Here is a 21,679-nt window from a genome sequence, read left to right as displayed (position 1 = left end):
CAGGACCCGGTCCGGATCGGTGCAACACGATCCGCAACACCGTGTGACGACAAACAGGTGGGGCTCGTCGGCCCGAGGGCGGTCATCCTGGGACCGCAGACACCGGGCACGGCGAGCGCACCACTCAGCGAACCAAAGGTGATCACCATGGCAACGGAGAGTGTCCTGCACCCGAGCCTCATCGTCCCGGTCGGGCACGTCGAGCCGGTACCCCGCCGCATCCGGGGAATGATCGGCGGACGTGTCGTCTTCGACACCCGCCGCGCGCTCTACGTCTGGGAGTGGCAGGCCTACCCCCAGTTCAGCATCCCGGTCGAGGATCTGGTGGACGGTGTCCTCGACGACGACAGGCACATGGAGCACCTCGGTGCCGGCCCGGCGCACCGTCACACCCTGCGGGTCGGCTCGGAGGTGCGGCCGGGTGTGGCGTGGGTGTGGGGGGAGGGTGCCCCGGGGCCCTTGCACGACACCGTGCGTTTCGAGTGGGAGGCGCTGGACTCCTGGTTCGAGGAGGACGAGCCGGTCTTCGTGCATCCCCGGAGTCCGTACTCCCGCGTCGACGCCCTGCGCTCCGGCAGCAGCGTCAGGGTCGAGGTGGACGGCGTGGTGCTGGCGGAAGCCCCCAACTGCGTCAAGTTGTTCGAGACCGGTCTGCCGACTCGCTACTACCTCGACCGTGCGACCGTCGACTGGACCAGGTTGCGGCGCTCCGGCACGGTGACCCGATGCCCTTACAAGGGGACGACGAGCAGTTACTGGTCGTTCGACAGCGATGCCGCCTCCCACGAGGACATCGCCTGGACGTACGACTTCCCGACCATCCACGCCAACCGCATCGCCGGACTGACCGCGTTCTACAACGAGCATGTCGACCTGTACGTCGACGGTTTCCTGCTGCCGAAGCCCACCGACCCCACGCGGCCGGCTTCTGACTGACGAGGCCGGACCAGTCGGTTCGGGCCTGCACGGGAACCCTTGAGAAAGGCCGTGGTCGGTGAGCGATTTACGTGCCGCTTTCGCCGATGCGTCACACATCGACTCCCGTCCCGGTCTCATGGGGTGGAAAGTCTTTCGAAAACCACCACCTCACAGGGAGTATGCCGTGAGCGACATCATTCTCGAGCCCGCCGCCCAGGAATTCGCCGACGCGGCCGCCAAGCCGCCGCTGCTTTACGAACTCGGTGTCGAGGGTGCCCGCAAGCTGCTCGACGATGTCCAGTCCGGGCCGGTCGACAAGCTCGACGTGGACGAGAAGTGGATCACTGTACCGGCCGAGGTCGGCGATGTGCGGGTGCGCATCATCAAGCCTGTCGGCAGCACCGGTGTCCTGCCTGTGATCCTCTACGTGCACGGCGGCGGCTGGATCCTCGGCAACGCCGGCACCCACGACCGCCTGGTGCGTGAACTGGCCGTGGGCGCGGAGGCGGCCCTGGTCTTCGTCGAGTACGACCGCTCGCCGGAGGCGAAGTACCCCGTCGCCGTCGAGCAGGCGTACGCCACCGCCCAGTGGGTCACCGCCCAGGGCGCCGAAGAGGGTCTGGACGGCTCCCGCATGGTCGTCGCCGGTGACTCCGTCGGCGGCAACATGAGCGCCGCCCTGACTCACCTGGCCAAGCGGCGCGGCGACGTCACCTTCCTGCACCAGTCGTTGTACTACCCCGTCACCGACGCCGGGCAGGACACCGAGAGCTACCGCCTCTTCGCCCACGGTCCGCACCTGACGGCGAAGGCCATGGAGTGGTTCTGGAACGCCTACACCACCGACCCGGCCGAGCGTGACCAGATCACGGCCTCGCCCCTGCGCGCGACCCTGGAGGACCTTCAGGGGCTGCCGCCGGCATATGTCGTGGTCGACGAGAACGACGTACTGCGCGACGAAGGTGAAGCGTACGCCCGCAAGCTGATCCAGGCCGGCGTGCCGACGACCAGCGTCCGCTACAACGCCACCCTGCACGACTTCATGATGCTGAACCCGGTCCGCGGAACTCGGGCCTCGACCGCGGCGATCGAGCAGGCCGTCCACGTTCTGCGCAAGGCCCTGGGCACCGACTGATCGTCCCGCGGTATTCCGCGGACGAATTCCGGACACAGTCACTGGCAGAACGAAAGGCCACTCTCATGAGTGCACAGAAGCCGACCATCGTCCTCGTCCACGGCGCATTCGCAGACTCCTCCAGTTGGAACGGTGTCATCGAAAAGCTCCAGTCGCACGGCTATCCGGTGGTGGCCGCGAGCAACCCGCTACGCGGACTGGCCGGAGACAGCGAGTACGTCGGACAACTCGTGGCCTCCGTCGACGGCCCGGTGGTCCTCGCCGGCCACTCCTACGGCGGCTCGGTGATCAGCAACGCCGCCGGCAGCCTCGACAACGTCAAGGCACTCGTCTACGTCGCCGCCTTCCTGCCGGACGAGGGGGAGAGCGCGGTCACCCTCTCCGGCAAGTTCCCGGGCAGCACCCTGGGGGAGGCGCTCCGTCCGGTACCGGTCACCCTGCCGGACGGTAGTCAGGTCACGGATCTCTACATCGAGAAGAGCAAGTTCCACCAGCAGTTCGCCGCCGACGTTCCGGAGGAGATCACGGCGGTCATGGCCGCGACCCAGCGGCCCGTGACCGACGTCGCGCTGGCGGAGGGTGCCTCCGCGCCGGCGTGGACGGACATTCCGTCGTGGGTTCTCGTGGCCACCGAGGACCGGAACATCCCGGCCCAGGCGCAGATCTTCATGGCCGAGCGCGCGAAGGCGACCATGGTGAGCGTTACCGCCTCCCACGCGGTCGGCGTCTCGCGTCCCGGTGACGTCGCGCGCCTGATCGACGAGGCGGCGCAGGCGACCGGCTGAACCGCCGGCTCCCAGCCCACCGGATCACACCGGGCGGCCGATCGAGTGAGCGGTCGGCCGCCGGCAGCCCGGTCCAGGTGCCGACCGCCGGGCCACCGACTCTGGAAGGCATCATGAACATGAACAAACAGGCAGCTCGTGGACTGGTCGACATAGAGGCGTATTTGTACCGCGAGGCTCATCTCAGTGCTGCTCGCCGGCGTGTGACGGCCTTCACCGCGAGGATGGACGGGCTGAGCCACGGACAGAAGAGGGATATCGAGTTGTGGTATCTCGAGGAGCAGAAGCACGTGGCCCACATGGTCACGAAGTACATCGCCGAGAATGTCGGCGCGGCCGAGACGGCGAACGACATCCGGTTCGGGCGATGGCTGCGCGGAACACTGATCGCCATGGCCGTGATCATCATGTTGACGTTCGTGTGCACGGCCGTCGTCGTGGGGTCGGTGGCCTGATCCCCGCGCCGTGAAAAGGGAGAGCGGCATGTTCGGGACGGGCTCGACGTCCTTGAGCGCCAAGGTATCGTGGCGGCCGGGAGGCTGTCATGGCGAGGGACGGAGCACGGACCGGACTCTTCGGGCGGCGGGACGAGTGCAAGGTTCTCGATGACCTCCTCGCACAGGCCAGGGCCGGGCGAAGCGGGGTCCTGGTGCTGCGCGGTGAGGCGGGCATCGGGAAGACCGAGCTGCTGAACCATCTGTGCGACCGTGCCACCGGATGCCGCGTCGTCAGGGCGGCCGGAGTGCAGTCCGAGATGGAGCTTTCCTACGCCGCGCTGCACCAGCTCTGCGCCCCGCTGCTGTCCCATCTCGATGGTCTTCCCGAGCCGCAACGCGACGCGCTGCGCACCGCGTTCGGGATGCGGGTCGGTGACGCGCCCGACCGCTTCCTCGTCGGTCTGGCCACGTTGAGTCTGCTCGCCGGGGCCGTCGGCGACGAGCCGTTGCTCTGCCTGGTCGACGACGCGCAGTGGCTGGACCGTGTGTCGGCCCAGATTCTGGGCTTCGTCGCGCGCCGGCTGCTTGCTGAATCGGTTCTGCTCGTGCTGGCCGTCCGGGAATCCGGCTCCCCCGACATTCTCGCCGACCTGCCGGAGCTTGCTGTGCGTGGACTGAGCGAGCGCGAGTCCCGCAGACTCCTCGACTCCGTCGTCACCGGGCCGCTCGACCAGCGTGTGCGCGACCGCGTCATCGCCGAGGCGCGCGGCAATCCGCTGGCCCTGCTGGAGCTGCCGCGAGGGCTGACCGCCGTCGAGTTGGCCGGAGGTATCCCAGGGCCCGGTGCCCGGCCCCTGTCCAGCCAGATCGAGGCGGGCTTCCTCCGCAGAATCCAGTCGCTTCCCGCGGAGGCGCGACAACTGCTGCTCATCGCCGCCACCGAGCCGGTCGGTGACGTGACCCTGCTGCGGGATGCCGCCGAGCGCCTGGGAATCTCCGTGGACACCGCCGTGACCCACGCCGAGGCGTCGGGACTGATGACGCTCGGCACATGGGTGCGTTTTCGCCACCCGCTGGTTCGCTCCGCGGCGTACCGTGCCGTCGGCTTCGAGGAACGCCGCCGCGTGCATGCGGCTCTGGCCGACTCGATCGACGCGAGCGCCTATCCCGAACGCCGCGTATGGCACCTGGCGAGCGCGTCGACGGGACCGGACGAGGCCGTGGCCGCCGAGCTGGAGGGCTCCGCCGGGCGGGCGTACGCGCGCGGCGGGGTCGCGGCGGCGGCGGCATTCCTGCATCGGGCCACCGAACTGACTCCGGATCCCGTACGCCGCGGAGCCAGGGCATTGGCGGCGGCGCAGGCCGAGTACCAGGCGGGCGCCTTCGACGTGGCACGGGAACTGGTCGATGCTGCGGAACTGAGCCATCTCGACGAGGTCGGAGCCGCACAGGCGACCTTGCTCCGGGGACAGATCATGTCCGCGGCCAAAAGCGCCAGCGCCGGCCTGCCGCTGTTGCTCGAAGCGGCCAAGCGGCTCCAGCCGTACGACGCCGTACTCGCCGGTGAGACGTACCGGGACGCGATCTACGCGGCCCTGACCGCGGGCCGGCTGGCCACGGGTGGGGTCCGCGACGTCGCCGAGGCGGTGCTGAGCGCGCCGGGCCGCGTCGACGCCGGGAGCCGTGAAGGTCTTCTCTTGACCGGTCTCGCACGGGTGATCACCGAGGGATACTCCGCGGGCGCGCCGATCCTCCAGGAGGCCGTCGACGCGTTCCGCACGGGAGGACTTTCCCGGGAGCAAGCTCTGGGATGGCTTCCGCTCGTGTGCCGCATGGCACACAGCACCTGGGACTTCGCCGCCTGGTCCGAGCTCTCGGCACGGCTGGTCGACTCCGCCCGTGGCAACGGGGCGCTCGCCGTCCTGCCCTCGGCCCTCCTGCTGCGTCTGTCGAACCGGGTGTTCGCCGGTGACCTCCGTGGCGCAGACTCCCTGGCGGTGGAAGCGAACGCGATCGGTGAAGCCACGGGCAGCGGCTTCTTCGCGCACTACGGGGCACTCGTCGTGGAGCCCTTCAAGGGACGGGAGTCCACGACCCGGCAGGCGATCGAGACACTCACGCACGACCGTCTCCTGCAGGACGAGGGCAAGGTGACGACGGCGACCCAGTGGGCGGCGGCGGTCCTCTACAACGGTCTGGGCCGGTACGAGGAGGCCTTCGCCTCCGCCGAGCGGGGGTGCGAGAACCCGCAGGAACTCGGACTGTCCCTCCAGTCCCGGGTCGAACTCGTCGAAGCGGCCGCACGACTGGGGCGGGCCGCGCAGGTGGCCGAGGCTGTGCGGACGATCGAGGAGATGGCCCAGGTCAGCGGAACCGACTGGGTGCTCGGCATCTCGGCCGCCACTCGTGCCCTGGTGAGCGAGGGGCGCGATGCCGACGTCCTGCACCGGGAAGCGATCGAACGGCTCGACACGGCTCAGGCCCGGATGGACGGCGCGCGGGCACGACTTCGCTACGGTGAGTGGCTGCGCCTGGAACAGCGAAAGGCCGAGGCCCGTTCCCAGCTGAGCGAGGCGTACACGATGCTCGGCGAAGCCGGGGCCGAGGCATTCGCGGAGCGTGCGCGACGCGAGTTGCAGGCCGTGGGCGTGAAAGTGCGCAAACGCGCCTCGGCGACGCCGGTGGTCCTCACAGCGAAGGAAGCCGAGATCGCGCGACTCGCCCAGGGCGGCTTCACGAACCCGGAGATCGGCGCCCGGCTGTTTCTCAGCCCGCACACGGTCGAATGGCATTTGCGGAAGATCTTCGCGAAGCTTGGCATCTCCTCCCGCAAGGAGATCGGCTCCGTGCCCCTCGAAGGGATGCCGGCGACCTCCTGACCCGCCCGGTTACCGGGCGGGCCCGGTCACCGGGGTCGTGACCAGGGCCTCTCGTTCGGATCATGCCGGGCTCGCGGGGTCTGGTGCCTGATCCGGCCTGATCCGGACGAAAGACCCTAGGCGGGGGACGCGTCCGGTTCCGCCAGCAACGTGGGCACGGTGACGATCTCGACGTCCCTGGTCAACAGGCGGTGAATGGGACAGCGCCCGGCTGTCGCCAGCAACTGCTCCCGCTGCGCCGGCTCCAGGTCGCCGGTCAGCCCGACGTTCTTGACGATGCGCCCTTGATCACCGAAGCGTACGGCCACGTCGACGCGGTCGAGTGCCCAGCCGTGCCGGTCGGCCATCGCCCGCACGGCCATGGAAGTGCAGGACCCCAGTGCTGCCAGGAGCAGCTCACCCGGGGTGGGGCCCGCGTCCGCGCTGACCGGCTCGGGTTCGTCGGCCGTCAGGGTGTGGGGGCCGACCGCGATGGAACGGGTGAGCCGGCTGCCTTCGGCAATGGACACGATGCGCGTGGTCATGGGTCTTCCTCTCGACCGAGGTGCGGGGACCGGGTAGCTCATCCCTCTTCCGCAGAGACCGAGCGGCGTACGCGCGTGTGACACGCCGCGACCCCACCACGGCATCACCAGGGCACCACCACGCACCCTCCCACGGGTTCTCAATGGCGCGGTCGCCACGCTGCGACGCGAGGGTTGGTCGCGCGGCGTTCCGACGTCGCCCACCCACTCGACGGAGGAGCCGACCGTGGACACGTATCCGAGGGAACGCAGGCGCTCGCCGGTGCGGGACAGTTGCGCGGTGGCCTCGACGATCGACGATCCGGACGGCGCTGTGTCCGTGTTCCTGCAGGCCCGACCCTCGCTGATCAACATCGCCTATCGGATCCTCGGCAACGTGAGCGAGGCGGAAGACGTGATGCAGGAGGTATGGCTGCGGTTGCAGCGTACCGACCGCACAGCCGTGCACAGCCCTCCGGCGCTGCTGCGGACGATCACCGTCCGGGTGGCGATCAACGTGCTCCAGTCGGCTCGCAGACGGCGGGAGTGGTGCGCCACCCCGTGGCTTCCGGATCCGCCGGACCCCGACGCCACCCCTGACGTGGTGGCCGAACGGCAGGACGACGTGGAGCGAGCGGTCGCCCTGCTGATGGAGACGCTGACACCGCAGCAGCGCGCCGTGTTCGTCCTTCGGAAGGGGTTCGGTTACCCGTACGACCGGATCGCCGGCCTGTTGCACCTCTCCGTCGCCAACGCAAGGCAGCAGGTCACCCGCGCACAGCGGCGTCTCGCCGCGCCGTGGCGAAGGCAGCGCGTGGACGTCGCCGCGCAACGCCGGCTGGTGCGGGCGTTGCTCGCGGCTGCACAGGTGGGTGACCTGGCCCGTCTCGAACACGTCCTCCTGAGCGACGCCGGAGAACCCGTGAGCGCCCCGCTCGGCGGGCCCGCGAACGATTAGGGCAGTCGTTGGGCCCATCCCCGCGCCCGGAAGTCCGCCGCACTTCGCAGCCGGCCCGCTCCGCACGCCGGGCGTGGCCGTGGAAAGGGTCCCGTACCCAGTCGTCGAGAGCGAGTCGACCCGGATCGACAGGAGTACCGGCATCGGCGAGCCCGCTCTCCCGGACCGTCTGGCGGCCGGCGTGCCCGACTGCCGGACGTCCCGTGCCGGGGGCAGCGGGGCGTGCACCTGCGGGCCGGTGCGTTCGCCGAGGCCTCGGCCGTGATCGACGAGACGCGCGCCCCGCCCCGACGGCCTGAGATCGCCCGTCCCCACCTCGTCGTGTCACAGCGGGAAGACCCGCCTTGTCTGTAGGGCGGGGCCGGGAACCGTCTTCGTTACGAGGAGGCAATCAGATGCGGGTGGCCGTTGCCGGAGGAACCGGCATGGTGGGGAAGTTCGTCGTCGCGGAGCTGCGGGCCGCGGGACACCGACCTGTGATCCTCGCACGTTCGCACGGCGTGGACCTGGCCACCGGCGTGGGCCTGGAAGAGGGACTGTCCGGCAGTGATGTGGTGATCGATGTGACGAACATCGTCACGACGAGGAGAAAGACCGCGGTCGACTTCTTCTCCCGGGCCACCGGCAACCTGCTTGCCGCCGCCCGGTCGAACGGGATCGGGCATCTGGTCACCTTGTCGATCGTCGGCAGCGACGAGGTGGATTTCGGGTACTACTTCGGCAAGCGCGTCCAGGAGGCACTGGTCCGCGACGGAGGCGTGCCGTGGACGGTGCTCCGTGCCACCCAGTTCTTCGAGTTCCCCGAGCCGCTGCTGGACACCCGGTCACCGGTGGTCATGATGCCGAGGATGCTCACCCAGCCCGTCGCCGCCCAGGACGTCGCGGAGAAACTCGTGGAGCACGCGGTGCAGGGCCCTTCCGGTACGGCACGGGAGATCGCGGGGCCCGCCCGGCTCGACACGGTCGAGATGACGCGCCGTATCCTGCGCACCCGGGGCCGGCGGCGGCTCGTCGTGCCCGTGACACTTCCCGGCAAGGTGGGCAAGGCCATGACAGGAGGCGGCCTGCTGCCCCATGGGGAGTACGTCCAGTGCCGCCGGACGTTCGACGAACACCTCGCCTCCTTGAGGCAAGTCACGCTCGCCGGTCGGTGACCGGCGACGGATGTGGACCCCACGGGGCCGCCCTCGTGAGCGGCGGCAGGCCCCGTCGCCCGCCGGTGGCGAGCAGGCCCCCGGCCTGTCGTTCCGTGGGGCCGCCATGCCGGCGCTCTCAGCGTCGGGACGCCGGGTCACAGCGCCGTGCGCAGGTGCCGCCGGGAGGTGACGCCGAGCTTGGCGTACACCTTCCGCAGGTGCCATTCCACGGTGTGCGGACTGAGGAACAGCTGCGCGCCGATCTCCGAGTTGGTCAGACCGTCCCGGGCCAGCAGTGCGATCTGGGTCTCCTGAGCGGTCAGCGTCTGCGCGGCGGCACCGTCACGCCGGATCACCGTCTCACCGGTGGCCCGCAACTCGCGGACGGCGCGTTCGGCGAACGCGCCCGCACCGAAGCGGCTGAAGAGGGCGTGCGCCTCGCGCAGCTGTTCGCGTGCGTCCACGCGACGGCCCTCCCGTCGCAGCCACTCCCCGTAGAGCAGATGAGCCCGCGCCGACTCCATCGCGGTCCGGGTACCTCCGAGTCGTTCGATCGCCTCGCGGTACAGCTCCTCGGCCGCGTGGCCCCGACCGAGCAGCGCCCGGGAACGTGCCTGGACACCCAGTGCCCAGTTCGTGCCGGCGGCGTCCGTGGCCCGGACCAGCCGGTCCAGTGCGGCCTCGGCCGCGTCGTGCCGACCGCTGCGCGCTGCGGCTTCCACCAGTTCGACCAGTCCCCAGTTGGCCGCGATCAGCTCCTGCCGGTGCGCGGTCGCCAGACGGGCCGCGTCGAAGGCTCCCTCGTACCTGCCCAAGCCGTTGTCGAGCACGGCCGCCGCCCGTAGTCCGATGGCCACGCCGAGGCCCTCACCGCGGTGTACGGCCTCCTCCGTGCCCGCCTCGATCAGCGGAGCGGCCTCGCGTTCGCGGCCCTGCCACGCGGCGAGCGTCATCGTGCCGTACGGCGCGAAGCTGGTCCCGGTCGCCTCCTGCACCCGGGCGATCTCCGCGATGAGCAGTCCCGCCGCGTCCAGTTCACCGGCGTACGTGTGAAGGACGACCCGCGAGTTGAGCGCGAGGGGCAGCTCCGCCAGCGCACCGACGGCCCGTGCGGTCCGGACCTGACGTGTCACCAGCTCCGTCCAGCCCTCGTCGTCCCACATCTCGGCCGCCAGCGCCGAAGCCGGCCACGACAAGCGCAGGACCTCCTCCGGATCGGTCTCACGGCGCAGCGCCCGTACCGCTTCGCGCGAAGCGGCGACCGCCTCGCGGTACCCGGCGGTGAAGCGGAGGGCCAAGGCGTCCAGAAGCAGATCTGCGGTGCGTGGCGGTCTCGTGACGGGCGGCAACGTCTTCCGCGCGGTCGCCGCCACTTCACGTACGTGCGTGCCGGTGGCCAGGCGCCCGGCGAAGATGGCGGCCGACAGCGCTTCCAGAAACGTTTCGCGAGCCAGATCCGCATCGAGTGGCACGAGTCGCCGCGCGGTGGCCAGCAGGAGGTGGAGCGCCTCCTTGTCCCGGCTGGAGGCGAAGGCGATCCGGGCCTGGAGGAGATCCACGCGGGCGCGGTCCAGTGCGTCCAGGACGCCGCTCCCGGCCAGCGCCAGCAGTTCGCGCGCCGCGGCGGGCGCACCGGCGCGGAGTTTCGCCCGAGCCGCGGCGAGGGCGCGCGTCGCCTTGCGCCGCGGGTCAGGCGACAGTACGGCCGCGTGTGCGAGGAACGCCGCTGCGGCGGCGGTGCCGCCTCGGGTCAGCGCCTGCCCGGCCGACGACTCCAGCTCGGCGGCGACCGCCTCGTCCGGCCGCACCGTCGCCCGCGCCAGGTGCCACGCGCGGCGGTGCGGGTCCAGGCCGGGATCGGTCGCCTCCGCCAGGACGCGGTGGGTCTCCCGCAACTCCGTCAGCCCGGCCGACCGGTAGATCGCGGAGCGCAGGAGCGGATGCCTGAAACGCACCAGAGCCCCGATGTCGAGCAGTCCCGCCGCCACCGCCGGGCGGGCGGCGCCGGAGTCGATGTCCAGTCGCTCGGCGGCGCGCCTGAGCAGCGCCGCGTCACCGACGGGCTCGGCGGCGGCGAGAAGCAGCAGGCGCTGCGTCGCGGCCGGCAGCGAGCGGACCCGCGTGAGGTAGCTTCGCTCGATACGGCTGGTCACCGGTCCGGGATCGGGCAGGTCGAGTCCGTCGGCCGGCCCCGTCCCGATGCGGCCGCGGGGGAGTTCCAGCAGGGCGAGGGGGTTGCCGCGCGCTTCGGCGAGGACGCGGTCACGGATGCGCTCGTCCATGGGACCGTCGGCCGCCGCGTCCAGGAGTGCGCGCGCGTCGGCGTCGTCCAGGCCGTCGAGTCTCAGCTCGGGCAGACCGGCCCACTCGTCGCGTCCTCGTTGTTCACGGGAGGCGAAGATCAGTGCCAGCGGTTCGGCGTAGATTCGCCGCGCTACGAACGCCAGCGTGTGGGCGGACACCGGGTCCAGCCACTGGGCGTTGTCCACGAGGCAGAACAGCGGCTGCTCGGCGGCCACGTCCGTCAGCAGTCCGAGTACGGCCAGACCGACCAGGAACCGGTCCGGAGGCGGTCCCGTGCTGAGCCCGAACGCTGTGGCCAGCGCTTCTCGTTGCGGGGGCGGAAGGGAGCCGACGCGGCCGAGGAACGGGGCGCACAACTGGTGCAGCCCCGCGAACGGCAGTTCCATCTCCGACTCCGCGGCCGCCACACGGGCGATGCGGTGTCCGACGACGCGTGCCGCCAGGTGATCCAGCAGAGCCGACTTCCCGATTCCGGCGTCACCGCGCAGGACCAGCACGGCGCTGCGTCCGCCCGCCACCTGTGAGATCAGCTCTTCGAGCGCGTCACACTCGCGGCGCCGACCACGCAGCCGCGCCGGATCGTCCCTATTCATCCTGACCCCTGCACGCGGGGGAGCATAACAACGCCACGAGCGGCTCACCCGGCCGTGGCCGGGGCGAGAAGCGGGCCGTCTTCCCCGCTTCTCAAGGGCGCGTCTCCACACGCTCGCCGCGCACGGCAGTGGAGGCGCCGTCGGCGGCGAGCGCTCTCTCCAGGGGCACGAGATCACCCGACCGGGCCGCCGTGCGGAAGGCCCCCACGAGCCGTCGGTGCGCGTCCGGGTCCACCGGCCGCGGCCGCCGGCTGCCGGTGAGACGCTCTTGTGCACGGAAGACCTGCTGTCTGGCACTGGGGACGCTGACGTGCAGGATCTGGGAGATACGGGAGTAGGGGTAGCCGAACCCTTCCCGAAGGACGTACACCGCGCGTTGGCTCGGGGTCAGCGTCTCCATCAGCAGCAGGACGGCTCGTTCGACGGCGTCCTGCAACTCGGCCACCGTGTCCGGACCGGACTGGTGGTCCGTCGAATCCGGCAGCCAGGTGCCGGCGCAGGTTTCCCGGCGTCTGCGGGCGGACTGGACGACATTGACGGCGAGCCGGATCGTCGTCGTCCTGAGCAGCGCCGGTGGGTTGAGCACGACCGTCCGATCGGTTCCCTGCCACCGAACCCATGTCTCCTGTAGGACGTCCTCGGCCTCGACCGCGTCGCCGGTGATGCGGTGGGCGATTCTGAGCAGCCCGGGCCGGGCCCGCACGAACACCGACACGGCCTCACCGAGTTCGTCCGCGGCTGGGCGGACCACCATGCCCGGGACGTCCCGGACCGGCCTCGCTCTGGTCGGGTAGGGCTTCACGACCGGCTCCTTCGCTCGACGGGATGGCGCCCCGAAGGGCGGCAGACCCAAGGTCACACCTGGGTGTGACCCATCGCACCCCGCGGAGGCCGTGGGCGGGTTCGTAGTGGTCCGTGGTGCCCCTTGGCGGATCAGCGACGGATCACGCTCGGACGCTCCGTGGGCGAGCCCATCGCGACGTTGACCGGCCGCCGCCCGCTGTCCGCGGCTTGTCACACAAGCCGGCCCTCTTCAGTCACATAGGAGAAGGCCACATCTTCGGGCATCCGCGCCGATGTTCCGGCTGAGGACCGACCGGCGTGACATCGGACGCGGAGAGGAGGTCACATGCTGCTCGAAAGGGACCACCCCAGCATCCCGGAGGCCGACTGTGCGGGTCTCGCCGCAGGGGACGGCGCCCCGGACGCGGGCTCCGCTCTCCGCGAGGCTGACCAGTCCGCGCGCGGCCCCCGGACCTCCCCGGACTCTGTGCTCACGCAGCCCGTCAAATGGCTGATCGGCGTGCCGTTCCGGGCCGGCGGAACCCGTGTGATCCGGATGTACTACCTGGTCGACGAGGACCTGGACGTCGCCGACGCCGTGCACGTCGCCATGGAACGCGCCAACAGCCCTCAGGAGCGGCGCGCGCGAGGCGGTGTGCCGGTGGAAGCCGAGCACATCGAGGTGCGCAGGATCCTGCTGGACGTCCTGGGGCGCATAAGCCTGGACGGCTGCCGCTGACCTGGTGGCGCCCTCGTGGTCGATGTGGCGCGGGGCAGCGAACAGCCCAGGTGGACGGCCGACGGCGCTCCCCACCTGTCCAGGCCGGCGTGGCCGAGGGACGATCGGTGGTATTCGCGGATGGGTGAGCCCGTCCCGGACCAGACCCGCGATCTGTGCTTCAGGAGCGGTGAGTTCAGCGGAAGCGGTGATGACACGTCTGGTCACCGCCTCGTCGACGGCCCGCAGTTCGCGGCCGGTGCGCTCGGCGAAGGCACCGGCCGCGAACCGGGTGAACGCCGCATGACCTCGCCGTAGTTGGGTGCGCACGTCGTCGCGACGGTTCTCGCGGCGGAGCCACTGCCCGTACAGCAGATGCGCCCGGGCCGGCTCCCCGCGGATGCGGGTACGACCGACTCGCTCGATCACCTCGCGGTAGAACGACACCCCCGCGTCACCCTCGGCGAGCAGCGCCCGTGCGCGGGCTCCGATGCCCAGCACCCCTTGATGCCTTCGCACTGCTGGATCGGTCGGCGGCGGGCCGGTATCCGATCCGAACGCCGTGGCCAGGGCCTCGCCCTGCGGACCGGGAAGCCGCTCGATGCGCCCGGGGAACGGGGCGCACCATTCGTGCAAGCCGCCGAACGGAAGCTCCATCTCGGTCTCGACCGCCACCCCGGCGGGCGACGTGGTGGCCGCTAGCACGCCCCGCGAGATGATCCGGAAGCGCGGACGCGCCGATGCCGGCCTCGCTCCGCAACATCAGGACGGCGCTGCGCCCGGCCTTCACCACGGTGCACAGCCGGTCGGGCACCTCGCCCTCGCTCCGCCGCCCGCTGGGTCGGCATGCAGCAGAAGAACCTTCCCGGCCGATGCGAGCGCGGCACGACGTGCAAGTGACACGGATCATGGGCATGGGAAGGCATGGATGCCTCGTGACGGCCGGTGTTCTCTTGGCGGCATGAACGACAACCCCGCAACTCCCTTTCCCGCACCGTCTCACTGGATCGACGGCCGCCCCCTCCGGGGTTCCGGGCCGTTGATCGACGTGGTGAATCCCGCCGACGAGTCGGTGATCGCCGTGGTGCCCGGGGGTACGGCCGAAGACGTGGACAGGGCGGTGGACGCCGCGCGGGCCGCCTTCCCGGGATGGGCTTCGACGTCCCCGCAGCACCGAACGGCCTTGATGCGGCGCCTGGCCGAGGGCCTTCAGCGGCACTCCGAGGAACTGGCCGCCACCATCACCCTGGAGATGGGCGCCCCGATCGGGTTCTCCCGGCAGGCACAGGTGGGATTCCCGATCGCGTCGACCTTGGCCGCGATCACGACGGCCGAGCGGTTCGAATGGACGGAGGCGGTCGAGAACTCGCTCGTCATCCGTGAACCCATTGGCGTGGTGGGGGCCATGACCCCGTGGAACTTCCCGCTTCAGCAACTGGTGACCAAGGTCGTCCCCGCGATGCTGGCCGGCAACACCGTCGTCCTCAAGCCATCGGAGAACAGCCCACTGAGCGCTCGTATGTTCGCTGAGATCGCCACCGAGGCGGGTCTGCCGGACGGGGTGTTCAACGTGGTGCAGGGCACCGGTCCGGTCGTAGGCGAGGCGCTCTCCCGCCATCCGCGGATCGACATGGTCTCCTTCACCGGGTCCACCCGTGCCGGCAAAGACGTCTCCGTCGCCGCCTCCGGCACCGTCAAACGCGTCGCGCTGGAACTGGGCGGCAAGGCGGCCCACATCGTCCTTCCCGAGGCCGACCTCGACTTCGCGGTCCCTCGCGGTCTGGCTTATGCCTGGGCCAACGGCGGCCAGGCCTGCGGCGCCTACACGCGCATGCTGGTGCCCGAGAGCCTTCAGGAGACAGTGGTCGAGAAACTGCGGGACGCGGCCAAGGAGTACGCCGTCGGTGACCCCGCCGACGAGGGCACACGGATCGGCCCGCTGGCCTCGGAGACCCAGCGCCGGCGCGTCGACGACTACATCCGGCGTGGCATCGCCGACGGTGCCACGCTCGTGGTCGGCGGCCCCGGCCGGCCGGAGGGCTTCGGGACCGGTGCCTACGTCAGGCCCACGATCTTCTCCGACGTCGACCCCGAGTCCGTCATCGCCCAGGAGGAGATCTTCGGCCCTGTCCTCGTCGTCATTCCCTACGTCGACGACGACCACGCCGTCGAGATCGCCAACGGCACGATCTACGGCCTCAACGGTGCCGTGACCGGTGACGAGGACCACGCCATGGCGATCGCCCGGCGCCTGCGCGTCGGCCAGGTCGATGTCAACGGTGGAGCGCACAACTTCCAGGCACCGTTCGGCGGGTACAAGCAGTCCGGCAACGGCCGGGAGATGGGCCGTGCCGGTCTCGAGGAGTTCCTCGAGACCAAGGCGATCACACGCTGACACACCGCTTCGCCGACATCCTGGAAGGCGAGCCGGGACGCCGACCCTCCTCCCGGGGCCGCGTGGCCGTGGCGGGACGCCCCCTCTCTCGGCCGCCGACGCCCGTCAGGGATGCCGTCCCCGCGCTCGCCAGGGTGCGGGACGGCACACTGTCGCGGGGAATGAGTGATCCCGGCCGCGTTGCTCACCTGACCGGAACACACGGTGCGGGCCGCGGTCGAGGCGGCGGTTTCCTCCCGCGAGCCCCGGTCAGAGCATCCGCGGACCGGTGCTCCCGGCCAGACGACACCGTCCTGTGAGAAAGGAAAGCCATGGCGGATCAGGCAGCACTGGCGGCCTTCCTCCGGGCACGCCGTGAGGCCCTCCAGCCGGAGGACGTCGGACTGCCCCGTGGGCGCCGCAGGCGTACCGGAGGGCTGCGCCGCGAGGAGGTCGCGGCACTCTGCGCCATGTCGGTGGACTACTACAGCCGGCTCGAACAGCCACGGGGTCCCCGCCCCTCGGAACAGATGCTCGCCGCGATGGCCCGCGGACTGCACCTGTCACTGGAGGAGCGTGATCTCCTCTTCCAGCTCGCCGGTCACGCCCGGCCTCGCCGGGTACGGCGCGGCGACCACATCAACCCGGGGATGATGCGCATCCTGGACCGGCTGGAGGACACCCCTGCCCAGGTGATGAACCACCTGGGCGAGACACTGAGACAGACGCGCCCGGCGGTGGCGCTCCTCGGTGACGAGACGGCCCACACCGGGCTGGCGCGCAGTGCCCACTATCGCTGGTTCACCGACCCGGTCGCCCGCCTGGTCCACCCCGAGGACGACCACGCCGAGCACAGCCGTCTGATGGTGGCGGACCTCCACGGCGCCTACATCCGCGACGGCGGCGACTCCCGTGCCGCCGCACTCGTGGACGCGCTGAACAGGGAGAGTCCCGAGTTCGCCGGGATCTGGCGCGAGCGCCCCGTACTGGGGCCCTACTGCGCCTCCAAACGTTTCCTGCACCCTCAGGTCGGAACGCTGCAACTGCACTGCCAGACGCTGGTCGACCCGGACCAGTCCCAGCGGCTCGTGGTCTACACCGCGACACCGGGCACCGAGAGCCACACCAACCTGCGCCTGCTGGGCCTCCTGCCGAACGCCGGGGGAGCGTACCCACCGGACGGGCCGTGAGGAGCGTGGCGGCCGTTGCCGGGGTGCCTTCCATCCCCGCGTCCGGCACCAGGTCGCCGGCCGGGTCGGCGTCGTGGGCGGCGGCAGAAGGCTGCTGCGCCGACCCGCCGGCTCCCCTGGTTGCTACTGGAGCGACTTCGCGTCGGCCGGCACGCCGTGCATCAACTCGGCGAGGTGGGTGGGGATGGGCGGGACGGGTTCGCGGCGCACCCCGGTCGCCGGGGACCACACCAGATTGACGTGCAGGTCGGGGTCGACGCCGGGGTGGTCGGACCGGTTGTGACAGCCCCGTGTCTCCCGGCGCTCCAGCGCGCACAGAAGGGTCGCACGAGCGGCGAGGACGGCGGACCTCAGGTCGAAGGCGTACGCGAGGTCCTGGAAGCCGCCGATGTCGACGTGCACGCCCATGTACGCCATGCGGGCCTCGATCGTGTCGAGTTCGGCGAGCCCGGCGGCGAGCCCGGCCTCGTCCCGGACGACACCGGCGTGCTCCGTCATCAGCCGGCGCACCGATCGTTGCAGTGCGCGGGCGTTCTGGTCGCCGTCGGCCGCCCCGAGCCGGTCCACGTCAGCCTCCGCGGCGCGAACCGCCGCCGGCGACCGACGCCGGGAGGTGAGCCTGGCCGAGTACTCCGCCGCGGCCCGGCCGGCAATCCGGCCGTAGACGAGTGCTTCGATCAGCGGGTTCTCCTCCAGGCGGTCCGCACCGTGCAGACCACTGGCCGCCTCCCCGGTCACGAAGAGTCCGTCGACATCGGTGCTGTGGTCCTCGGGCCGTACATGGACACCGCCCAGGGAGTACTGTGCGGCCGGCGCGACCTCGATCGGGTCACGGGTGATGTCGAGTGTCTGCAGGGTCAGCAGCGTCTGGTGCACCTGCGGCAGCCGCGTCAGGACTGTCTCACGCGGCAGGTGGGACAGGTCGAGCCACACGCCGCCGGCCTGGGTGCCTCGGCCCTCCTTGATCTCCGTGTAGGACGCCGGCGCGATCCCGTCCCGGCCGCAGAGCTCCATGCGCTCGGGGTCGTAGCGCGTCATGAACCGCTCACCGAGGTTGTTGAGCAGGACCCCGCCCGCTCCGAGTGCCGCCTCGCTGACCAGCGTGCCCGCCGCGTTCTCCGGCCTGACGAGCCCGAAGGGGTGGAACTGCACCAGCTCGGGGTCACGCAACCGGGCGCCGGCCTCGACGGCGAGGCGGAAGGCCTCCCCGGTGTTCTCACCTCGGCGCGACGACGTACGCCGCCAAATGCGCGTGTGCCCTCCGGTCGCCAGGATCACGGAGTCGGCGTGTACGAGGTAGCGCGAGCCGTCGACGAGGTCGAACCCGTAGGCACCGAACACCGCCCCGTCGTCGACCAGCAGCCGGGTGACGTACAGGTTCGGCAGGACGGGAACCGCGAGCTGCCCGGCGCGTTCGCGAAGAACTCGCTGCACCTCCAAGCCGGTGCGCTCGTCGGCGAACGCGGTACGCCGGTACCTGTGGTCGCCGAAGCGGTGCCGGGCAGTGCCGCCGCGGTCCTGGCCGTCGAGAAGCATGCCGTAGCGTCCCACGTCGTGGAACGCGTGCGCGGCGCGGCGGGCCACGATCTGCGCGGCGCGTGGGTCGGCCAGCAGGTGCCCTGCGCGCAGTGTGTCGGCCGCGTGCCGTTCCCACGTGTCTTCGGGCCGGACAGGGGGCTCCTCGGCCGGGGGCCCCGATGTCATGACGTCGTGGACAGCGTCGGCCGTGCGTCTGGTCACCGCGATGACCGCGATTCCGGCCTCGGCGACTTCGATGGCCGCTCTGAGGCCTGCTCCATCGGCTCCGACCACGAGAACGGACGTGGCGAGCTGGTGTCCGAGCGAAGACATGGGACCTCCTGCGGCAGGGGGCTGGCGAGATCATAGGCAGTGCTAGACCGGACAGCGGCATCGTGTGTGACAGTGTCGGAGCATCTTTCGCAGTGGACTCCGTCACAACAATCCGACACAAGGTGTGAGATTGTCCTGGGTATCGTTATGAAAATTGCTCCGACAGCCGTTGTGGGAGCAATGACCCCCTTGGACGACATCGAGGAGCCGCGTCGCATGATCGCCAGCCCGCTCACCGACCTGGTCGGTCGGCACCGCGAGTGCGCGGCGCTGGACGACCTGCTGGCCGGGCTGGGTGAAGGCGGGTCCCGCGTGCTGGTGGTCCGTGGCGAGGCCGGGATCGGGAAGTCGGTACTTCTGGAGTACGTGGCCGCACAGGCGTCACGGGTGAAGGTGACGTGGGCCCATGGCATCGAGGCCGACATGGAGCTGCCCTACGCGAGTCTGCACCAACTGTGTGCGCCGTTCCTGGACAGGCTCGAAGAGCTGCCGGCCCCCCAGCGCGACGCCCTCCGCGTGGCGTTCGGGATGGCGGCCGGAGATCCGCCCGACCGCTTCCTGGTCGGCCTCGCCGTGCTCACCTTGCTCACCCGGGCCTCGGAGAGCCGACCGGTCCTCGTCCTGGTCGACGACGCCCAGTGGCTTGACCAGGTGTCGTTGCAGACTCTGGAGTTCGTGGCCCGGCGACTGCTCGCCGAGGCCGTCGCGATGGCGTTCGCGGTACGCGACCCGGAGGGACAGGCCGCACTGAAAGGTCTGCCGGAACTGCGGCTCGGCGGTCTCGACTCCGTGGCGGCCGGACAGCTCCTCGAGGGTGCCGTCGGCGGGCGGCTGGAGAAGCGGGTCCGGGACCGGTTCGTGGCCGAGATGCACGGCAACCCACTCGCGCTGCTTGAGTTCTCCCGAGGCCGCAGCGCTGCCGAGCTGGCGTACGGCCTGGACTCGTCGACATACCGCAGCGTCCAGGGGCCGGTCGCGAGCCGAGTCGAACGGGATTTCGCCAGCCGGCTCGGTTCGCTGCCGCCGGCGACCCGGACCTTGCTGCTGATCGCCGCGGCGGAACCGGTCGGTGACGCGCGCTTGCTGGTCCGTGCGGCCGCCTCTCTCGAGATCACTCCCAATGCCGCACCGGCCAAGGCGGCCGGCCTGATCGAGTTCGGTGAGTCCGTACGGTTCCGGCATCCGCTGGTCCGTTCGGCGGTCTACCATGGAGCCGCGCCGGAAGAACGCCGAGCGGTGCACCGGGCGTTGGCCGAGGCGACGGACCCGGTTCTCGATCCCGACCGGCGCGCCTGGCACGCCGCCCAGGCCGCCGACGGGCCGGACGAGGAGGTCGCCGCAGGGCTGGAGCAGGCCGCCGACCGCGCGCGGCAGCGTGGTGGCATCGCGGCCGAGGCGGTACTGCTGGAGCGCGCGGCCGAGGTGACGCCGGACCCGTGGCCGCGAGGCCGCCGAGCCCTCGCGGCCGCCGAGGCCCACTTCTCCGCCGCCGCACCCGATCGGGCGACGGAGCTCGCGACAGTGGCCGAACTGTGTCCGCTGAGCGCTCTGGACCGCGCCCGCCTGGCGCGCCTGCGGGCCAGGATCCTGTTCGCCCGCAGCCGCAGCGACGAGGCGGCACCCCTGCTTCTGGAGGCCGCGGCGCAGTTCACCGCCGCCGGGTCGCCACTGGCGCGGGAGACGTACCTGGAGGCGATCAGCGCGACCATCTTCGCGGGCCGGGTCCACGGTCCGACGGGTGCCCGCGCCGCCGCGATCGCGGCCCGCGGATCCGGCGCGCCCTCCTCGGGCTCCAAGGCCGCCGACATGCTCCTGGACGGCATGGTCGCGCTCCTCGCGGACGGTTGTGAGACCGGTGTCCCGGCACTGTACGAGGCGCTGGAGCTGCTCGCACACGAGGAGCTCGGCACCCGGGAGGCGACCGTGCGCTGGCTCTTGCTGGCCCCGGTCGCGCTGGAAGCCTTCATCCACTATGCCTGGGACCTGCACGCGTGGGACACCCTGTCGAGTCGCGCGGTGCGCCTGGCCCGCGACATCGGGGCGCTGGGCGTGTTGCCACCGGCCCTCATCTACGCAGGCGGCGTGCACATCCACTACGGTGATTTCGCCGAGGCAGCCCGCATGATCGACGAAGCCGACGCGATCGCCGCCGCGACCGGCCACGCCCCGCACAAGTACGCGACACTCGTCCTGGCCGCATGGCGAGGCGAGGCGGACGTAGCCGCCGGCATCATCGAAGAAGCCCGGCAGAGGGCCGAACAGCGCGGCGAGGTAGGCCTGCTGGGCGCCATGGGCTACATCCAGGGCGTGCTGTTCAACGGCCTGGCACGCTACGAGGAGGCGCTGGAGGCCGCCCGCACGGGCATCGAACACGACGGCTTCAACTTCACCGGCCTGTCGTTGGTCGAACACGTCGAAGCTGCCACCCGGTGCGGTCGGCTCGACCAGGCCCGCGCCTCGCTGGCGCGGCTGATCGAGCTCACCCGCGCCGCGGACTCCGGGTGGGCCCGCGGTGCCGGCGCCCGCAGCCAGGCTCTTCTCACCGACGGTGACGAGGCCGACCGGCTGTACCGGGTCGCGATCGAGGAGTTCGGCCGCGGCAGTGTGGTCGTGGAGGTGGCACGCACCCACCTGCTGTACGGCGAGTGGCTGCGCCGAGGCAACCTTCGTTCGCTGGCCCGGGAGCACCTTCGTACGGCTCACGAGATGTTCGACGGGATGCGGGCGCGCGCGTTCGCCGAGCGAGCCCGCCGCGAGCTGCTCGCCACGGGCGAGCACGTCAGGGTGCGGGAAAGCAGCCCGACGAGCGCCCTCACCCCCCAAGAGTCGCAGGTTGCGACTCTTGCCGCCGACGGCATGACGAACGCGAAGATCGGCGCGGAGCTGTTCATCAGTCCGCACACCGTGGAGTGGCATCTGCGGAAGGTGTACACGAAGCTCGGTATCAAATCGCGTCGCGAACTGCCCGGTGCCCTGGCGAGTACCCCGGTCGGGGACCTCGGGAACGAAGTGCCGTCCGGCTGAGAGCCGGTGCCGGGCCCCTGGTGAACCCACGGGGTCCCTACGGACTCGACCACGGGCACCAAGGGCGCGGTGAGCGGTGCCTCGGGCCGAG

The 21,679-nt window shown here is 70.9% G+C and carries 16 protein-coding genes; 12 read left to right on the top strand and 4 right to left on the bottom strand.

Features of this window, described 5'->3' with window-relative positions:
* Window positions 1-147: 147 nt before the first annotated feature.
* From LG395_RS30930 to LG395_RS30910, 5 genes are all read left to right on the top strand, one after another.
* Complete coding sequence (locus tag LG395_RS30930; protein WP_225811966.1) at window positions 148-936, top strand: DUF427 domain-containing protein; 789 nt, start codon at window positions 148-150, stop codon at window positions 934-936.
* 166 nt (window positions 937-1,102) lie between these two features.
* A complete protein-coding gene (locus tag LG395_RS30925; RefSeq protein ID WP_225811965.1) occupies window positions 1,103-2,053 on the top strand; it encodes an alpha/beta hydrolase in 951 nt (316 codons plus the stop codon).
* A 65-nt stretch (window positions 2,054-2,118) separates the two neighbouring features.
* Complete coding sequence (locus LG395_RS30920) at window positions 2,119-2,838, top strand: alpha/beta fold hydrolase (protein ID WP_225811964.1); 720 nt, start codon at window positions 2,119-2,121, stop codon at window positions 2,836-2,838.
* 113 nt (window positions 2,839-2,951) lie between these two features.
* A complete protein-coding gene (locus LG395_RS30915) occupies window positions 2,952-3,293 on the top strand; it encodes a hypothetical protein (protein WP_225811963.1) in 342 nt (113 codons plus the stop codon).
* An 89-nt stretch (window positions 3,294-3,382) separates the two neighbouring features.
* The gene (locus LG395_RS30910; RefSeq protein ID WP_225811962.1) at window positions 3,383-6,154 is read left to right on the top strand and encodes a helix-turn-helix transcriptional regulator; all 2,772 of its coding nucleotides are present in this window, start codon (window positions 3,383-3,385) and stop codon (window positions 6,152-6,154) included.
* A gap of 116 nt (window positions 6,155-6,270) precedes the next feature.
* Here the strand turns inward: LG395_RS30910 and LG395_RS30905 are convergent, their stop codons facing one another.
* Window positions 6,271-6,678, bottom strand: coding sequence for an OsmC family protein (locus tag LG395_RS30905; RefSeq protein ID WP_225811961.1), 408 nt, complete (start codon window positions 6,676-6,678; stop codon window positions 6,271-6,273).
* A gap of 226 nt (window positions 6,679-6,904) precedes the next feature.
* On the opposite strand from LG395_RS30905, the gene LG395_RS30900 reads away from it, so the two are divergent.
* Complete coding sequence (locus tag LG395_RS30900) at window positions 6,905-7,615, top strand: sigma-70 family RNA polymerase sigma factor (RefSeq protein WP_225811960.1); 711 nt, start codon at window positions 6,905-6,907, stop codon at window positions 7,613-7,615.
* Between the two features lie 395 nt (window positions 7,616-8,010).
* Entirely contained in the window at window positions 8,011-8,769 is a 759-nt protein-coding gene (locus LG395_RS30895; protein WP_225811959.1) for an SDR family oxidoreductase, read from the top strand.
* 137 nt (window positions 8,770-8,906) lie between these two features.
* Here LG395_RS30895 and LG395_RS30890 read toward each other — a convergent pair whose 3' ends face one another.
* The gene (locus tag LG395_RS30890) at window positions 8,907-11,648 is read right to left on the bottom strand and encodes an ATP-binding protein (protein WP_225811958.1); all 2,742 of its coding nucleotides are present in this window, start codon (window positions 11,646-11,648) and stop codon (window positions 8,907-8,909) included.
* Window positions 11,649-11,739: 91 nt separating this feature from the next.
* On the bottom strand, window positions 11,740-12,450 hold the full coding sequence (locus LG395_RS30885; protein WP_225811957.1) for a sigma-70 family RNA polymerase sigma factor: 711 nt from the start codon (window positions 12,448-12,450) through the stop codon (window positions 11,740-11,742).
* A 327-nt stretch (window positions 12,451-12,777) separates the two neighbouring features.
* Between LG395_RS30885 and LG395_RS30880 the strand changes: the two genes are divergently transcribed.
* The 4 genes from LG395_RS30880 to LG395_RS30865 all read left to right on the top strand — a co-directional run bounded on the left by LG395_RS30880 (window position 12,778) and on the right by LG395_RS30865 (window position 16,713).
* Entirely contained in the window at window positions 12,778-13,170 is a 393-nt protein-coding gene (locus LG395_RS30880) for a hypothetical protein (RefSeq protein ID WP_225811956.1), read from the top strand.
* Between the two features lie 120 nt (window positions 13,171-13,290).
* Window positions 13,291-13,467, top strand: coding sequence for a hypothetical protein (locus LG395_RS41510; RefSeq protein ID WP_308071429.1), 177 nt, complete (start codon window positions 13,291-13,293; stop codon window positions 13,465-13,467).
* 610 nt (window positions 13,468-14,077) lie between these two features.
* Window positions 14,078-15,544, top strand: a complete 1,467-nt coding sequence (locus LG395_RS30870; protein ID WP_225811955.1) for an aldehyde dehydrogenase family protein — start codon at window positions 14,078-14,080, stop codon at window positions 15,542-15,544.
* Between the two features lie 311 nt (window positions 15,545-15,855).
* Window positions 15,856-16,713 (top strand): helix-turn-helix transcriptional regulator, encoded by an 858-nt coding sequence (locus tag LG395_RS30865; RefSeq protein WP_225811954.1) that lies wholly within the window; start codon window positions 15,856-15,858, stop codon window positions 16,711-16,713.
* 123 nt (window positions 16,714-16,836) lie between these two features.
* Here the strand turns inward: LG395_RS30865 and LG395_RS30860 are convergent, their stop codons facing one another.
* Complete coding sequence (locus LG395_RS30860; RefSeq protein WP_225811953.1) at window positions 16,837-18,564, bottom strand: FAD-binding protein; 1,728 nt, start codon at window positions 18,562-18,564, stop codon at window positions 16,837-16,839.
* A 216-nt stretch (window positions 18,565-18,780) separates the two neighbouring features.
* Between LG395_RS30860 and LG395_RS30855 the strand changes: the two genes are divergently transcribed.
* Window positions 18,781-21,588 (top strand): helix-turn-helix transcriptional regulator, encoded by a 2,808-nt coding sequence (locus LG395_RS30855; protein ID WP_225812080.1) that lies wholly within the window; start codon window positions 18,781-18,783, stop codon window positions 21,586-21,588.
* Window positions 21,589-21,679: the final 91 nt, after the last annotated feature.

The sequence above is a fragment of the Streptomyces spinosus genome (genome assembly GCF_020400655.1).
GTDB lineage: Bacteria > Actinomycetota > Actinomycetes > Streptomycetales > Streptomycetaceae > Streptomyces > Streptomyces argyrophylli.
Note: the sequence above shows the minus strand (reverse complement) of the source record. Positions and strands in the feature narration are given on the sequence as shown.